This window comes from Arthrobacter sp. Hiyo1, from assembly GCF_001263615.2.
Lineage (GTDB): Bacteria > Actinomycetota > Actinomycetes > Actinomycetales > Micrococcaceae > Arthrobacter.
The window spans coordinates 580149-584688 of sequence record NZ_DF952470.1 but is presented as its reverse complement, the minus strand read 5'-3'; the positions used below and the strand labels follow the sequence as shown (position 1 = coordinate 584688).

Genomic DNA, 4540 nt, shown 5'->3' with positions numbered 1-4540 from the left:
CACGAGGGGAGCCCTTCCTTTTTGCTGTAGATTCCTACGGCTCGAACTTGTAGCCCAGGCCCCGAACCGTCACCAGGTAGCGGGGAACAGAGGGGTCCGGCTCGATCTTGCTGCGCAAGCGCTTCACGTGGACATCCAGGGTCTTGGTATCGCCCACGTAGTCCGAGCCCCAGACGCGGTCGATCAGCTGCCCGCGGGTGAGCACCCGGCCTGAATTGCGAAGGAGCATCTCAAGGAGTTCGAATTCCTTCAGCGGAAGCGACACCTGTTCGCCGTTGACGCTCACTACGTGCCGCTCAATGTCCATCCGCACCGGGCCGGCCTGGACGGTGGACGTGATGAGTTCCTCCGGTTCGCCTTGGCGGCGCAGCACGGCACGCACGCGCGCCACGAGTTCCCTCGAGGAGTACGGCTTGGTGACGTAGTCGTCCGCGCCGAGCTCCAGGCCAACCACCTTGTCGATTTCCGAGTCCTTGGCCGTCAGCATGATGACCGGGACACTGGAACGCTGGCGCAGTTGCCTGCAGACCTCAGTGCCAGGGGTCCCCGGAAGCTGCAAGTCCAGCAGCACCAAGTCGGCCCCGTTCCGGTCGAACTCCACTAAGGCGTCACTGCCGTTGTCCACAACCTGGACATCGAAGCCTTCCTTGCCCAATAGGTAGGACAGAGGGTCGCTGAAGGACTCCTCGTCCTCCACGATCAGAATCCTGCTCAAGCGCCAGCTCCTTGCTCTAGGGCGCGTACGGCGCCCGTCGTTTGAATCACGCTTCGGGCTTCGCCCCGGCGTCGTCGTCCTCCTGGCCTTCCATTTCCGGAAGGCGGATGGTGAAAGTAGAACCTTGGCCTGGCTGGGACCAGACGGTGACCTCGCCGCCGTGGTTGGACACCACATGCTTGACGATGCTCAGTCCCAGGCCTGTTCCCCCGGTCTGCCGGGACCTCGCCGCATCCACACGGTAGAAGCGTTCGAAGATGCGTTCCTGGTCCTCCGGGCTGAGACCCTCGCCCTGGTCCGTGACGGAAATGGCCACCACGCCTTCTTTGGCGCGGACCCCCACTCCCACGCGGGTGTTCTCCGGCGAATAACGGATGGCGTTGTCGATCAGGTTCCGCAAGGCGGTCACCAACAGGTCCTGGTCGCCGAAAACCATCGTTTCCGTGCGGCCTCCGACGACGATCTTGATGTTCTTGAGCTCGGCCGGGAGCTGCGAGCGGTCCACGGCCTCGGAAATCACCGTATTGATGTCCACGGCGTGCCCTTGCTGTGCCACATTGGCACCTTGAAGCCGGGACAGCTCAATGATGTCCTGAACCAGCGCGGCCAGCCGTGTCGATTCCTTGTGCATGCGCTTCGCGAAGCGGCGCACGGCTTCTTCGTCGTCCGGGCTCGCCTCAAGCGCTTCCGCAAGCAGGGAGATGGCGCCCACCGGCGTCTTGAGTTCATGCGAGACGTTCGCCACGAAGTCGTTGCGGATCTCTTCGGTACGGGTGATTTCGGTACGGTCATCGGCCAGCAGGACGATATATTCCCATCCGAGCATGGCTGCCCGCACCTGGACCACAATGGTTCCCTTGCCCAATGGACCGCGGGGCAACTCGTAAGTCTCCTCGAGGATCACGCCGTCGCGCCGCACCTTTGCGGTCATGTCCAGCAACTGCTTGTGCACCACTGTGTGGCCCCGCACGAGGCCGTACGCATAGGCCGCGGGACTGGCCCGGACCACGCCGTCGATCGCGTCCACGACGACGAAAGCGCGCCCGACGACCGACAGCACCTCCGCTGCTCCCTCCGGAAGAAGCGGCTCGGTGACGTCCAGGTCCACGATCTTCCGCTGCCGTTCACTGAGCCTGAACGCGAGCACGCCAAAGACGCCGCACGACAGGCCGACTAGACCTGCGATGACACCGATGAGCACTGGATCCACGGATCTAGCTTATGCGCTCAAAACACTGCAAAATATGGAACGGTCACCAAACCGCCCCGATTCAGCTAACGTTCACCTAAAGGTGCGCAATCGTTCATTGACCACTGCCACTCTTACTAGTTGGACCGTAGTTAGCTGTGATGATTTCCGCGCCGTCAGAGGGGTGCGGAGGAGATTTCCAAGGAGAGGACGCCACCGTGCGCAAGGTTTTTCAGGAGGAGCTCATCCAGGTCGGTGAGGACCTCATCGAGATCTCAAAGCTGGTCACTGAGGCGATCCAGAACGCGACCACCGCCTTCGAAGGCGCCGACGTCGATCTTGCCCAGGATGTCATTGCCGCCGACGCGCGGATCGACTTCCTGCAGAACGGCCTCGACGAGCGCGCCATCGACATCCTGGCCCTCCAGGGCCCTGTGGCAAGCGATCTCCGGATGATCGTCGGCTCCCTGCGGATGAGCGCATCCCTGGAGCGCATGGGTGACCTCGCCCGGCACGTGGCCCAGCTGGCCCGTTTGCGCTACCCGGCCACGGTCATCCCCGAGCAGCTGACGGCGACATTCAAGGACATGGCGCGCCTCGACCTCGAAATCATCCAGAAGGTGACGCTGCTCCTGGAGTCCCGCGACCTCGAAGTTGCCCGCGACATCCTCAAGCTCAACATCCGCGTGGACGATCTGCACTTGAGCGTCTTCAGGGCAATCGCTGATCCTGCCTGGGCCGAGACTGCAGCCACCACGGTGGATGTGGCCCTCGCCAGCCGCTACTTCGAGCGTTTCGCCGACCACGGCGTCTCCGTTGCCCGCAAGGTGACCTACCTGGTCACCGGTGAATGGCAGCCTGAAGCTTCTAGCCAGTCTTAGCAAACAACGACGGCGCCGCCACCTCGCAAGGTGGGCCGGCCGCCGTCGTTCTCTCAAAAACTACTTCTTGCCCTGGGCAGCTACAGCCTTGATGGACTCTGCCGCGGCCTCGGGGTCGAGATAGGTTCCGCCGGGGTTGATCGGCTGGAAGTTCTCGTCCAGGTCGTAGACCAGCGGGATGCCGGTGGGGATGTTGAGGCCCGCGATGTCTTCGTCGCTGATGCCGTCGAGGTGTTTGACGAGCGCGCGCAGGGAATTGCCGTGAGCCGTGACCAGGACGGTCTTGCCCGACTTGAGGTCTTCCTTGATGTCGGATTCCCAGTACGGCAGGAGACGCACGAGGACGTCCTTGAGGCATTCGGTGCGCGGGAGGCATCGCCGAGATCCGCGTAACGGGGATCGTGTGCCTGGGAGAACTCGCTGTCGTCGGAGAGCGGGGGCGGCGGGGTGTCGTAGCTGCGGCGCCATTCCATGAACTGCTCTTCACCGAACTCAGCGAGGGTCTGGGCCTTGTCCTTGCCCTGCAAGGCGCCGTAGTGGCGCTCGTTGAGGCGCCAGTCACGCTTGACCGGGATCCAGCCGCGATCGGCCTTGTCCAAGGCGATGTTCGCGGTGTTGATGGCCCGCTTGAGCAGGGACGTGTACAGGATGTCCGGGAGAATGTTGTTCTCGACCAGAAGCTCTCCGCCGCGGGCTGCTTCCTCGCGGCCTTGGTCGTTCAGGTCGACGTCCACCCAGCCGGTGAACAGGTTCTTGGCGTTCCAGTCGCTGTGGCCGTGGCGCAGCAGAATCAGCTTGTAAGTCATGGTTTTCATCCTAAGCGATCAAGCCCTGCCGTCGCCGGGCGTTACGCCCTCCACGACGCGGGGTCACTTAGCGCCGGTGTTTGACCGCCGGATGGGCCGTAAGTGACCCGCGTTGGAGGATAAAGTAGGACGGTGGTGCGAAAAGCGGAGCGGGTGCAGGGAAGGCGCGGCAAACCCGTCGGAAACATCACCAGGGGCACCACCAATCCCAACCGCATGCGCCGTTTGGACCGCTGGTTGGCGGGCCCGCAGGGATGGCGGCTACGCTCCGCCGTCGACCCCTTGGTAGTGGACCTTGGCTACGGCGCTTCCCCGGCCACCGCCGTCGAACTCTTCGAAAGGCTGCAGGCCGTCCGCCCGGACGTCCGCGTGTGCGGGATCGAGATCGAACCCGAGCGAGTCAGTATCGCGAAGCCCTTGGAAAGGCCCGGGCTCAGCTTCCACGTGGGCGGTTTCGAGGTTCCTGTTCCGGGCAATCCAGTGTTGGTGCGCGCCTTCAACGTACTGCGGCAATACGAGGAGTCGGACGTGGCGGGGATCTGGGCGCTCGTGCAGTCGCGGTTGGCACCGCAGGGGTTGTTCATCGACGGTACGTGTGACGAAATCGGCCGCAGGGTGACGTGGGTTGCACTGGATCCGGACCGGCCGTTGAGCCTGAGCCTGTCCATGCGGTTCGGCGGCTTCGAACTGCCCTCTGACGTGGCCGAACGCCTGCCCAAGGCACTCATCCACCGCAATATCCCCGGCGAACGCATCCATGCTTTCCTGAATGCGTTGGACCAAGCCTGGCTGGAAGCCGCACCGCTTGCGTCCTTCGGCAGCAGGCAGCGGTGGACCGCCATGTGCCAATCAATGCGCGACGCCGGTTGGCCCCTTCAGGACGGACCCTCGCGCTGGCGCTTGGGGGAACTTACGGTCGACTGGTCAGCGGTGGCCCCGGCTTAGTTGG

At 63.5% G+C, this 4540-nt stretch carries 4 protein-coding genes and 1 pseudogene; 2 read left to right on the top strand and 3 right to left on the bottom strand.

The genetic code is table 11. The features are described from left to right. Positions 1–34: 34 nt before the first annotated feature. Together AHiyo1_RS11575 and AHiyo1_RS11570 are read right to left on the bottom strand one after the other, a co-directional pair. A complete protein-coding gene (locus AHiyo1_RS11575) occupies positions 35–715 on the bottom strand; it encodes a response regulator transcription factor (RefSeq protein WP_059388662.1) in 681 nt (226 codons plus the stop codon). A gap of 46 nt (positions 716–761) precedes the next feature. Continuing rightward, positions 762–1916, bottom strand: a complete 1155-nt coding sequence (locus AHiyo1_RS11570) for a sensor histidine kinase (protein ID WP_253257286.1) — start codon at positions 1914–1916, stop codon at positions 762–764. A 206-nt stretch (positions 1917–2122) separates the two neighbouring features. Between AHiyo1_RS11570 and phoU the strand changes: the two genes are divergently transcribed. Further along, on the top strand, positions 2123–2785 hold the full coding sequence (gene phoU, locus AHiyo1_RS11565; RefSeq protein WP_059388661.1) for a phosphate signaling complex protein PhoU: 663 nt from the start codon (positions 2123–2125) through the stop codon (positions 2783–2785). A gap of 60 nt (positions 2786–2845) precedes the next feature. Here phoU and AHiyo1_RS11560 read toward each other — a convergent pair. Then, positions 2846–3591 (bottom strand): annotated as a pseudogene (locus AHiyo1_RS11560) (phosphoglyceromutase). 132 nt (positions 3592–3723) lie between these two features. Here AHiyo1_RS11560 and AHiyo1_RS11555 point away from each other — a divergent pair. Then, complete coding sequence (locus AHiyo1_RS11555) at positions 3724–4536, top strand: class I SAM-dependent methyltransferase (RefSeq protein WP_445286212.1); 813 nt, start codon at positions 3724–3726, stop codon at positions 4534–4536. Positions 4537–4540: the final 4 nt, after the last annotated feature.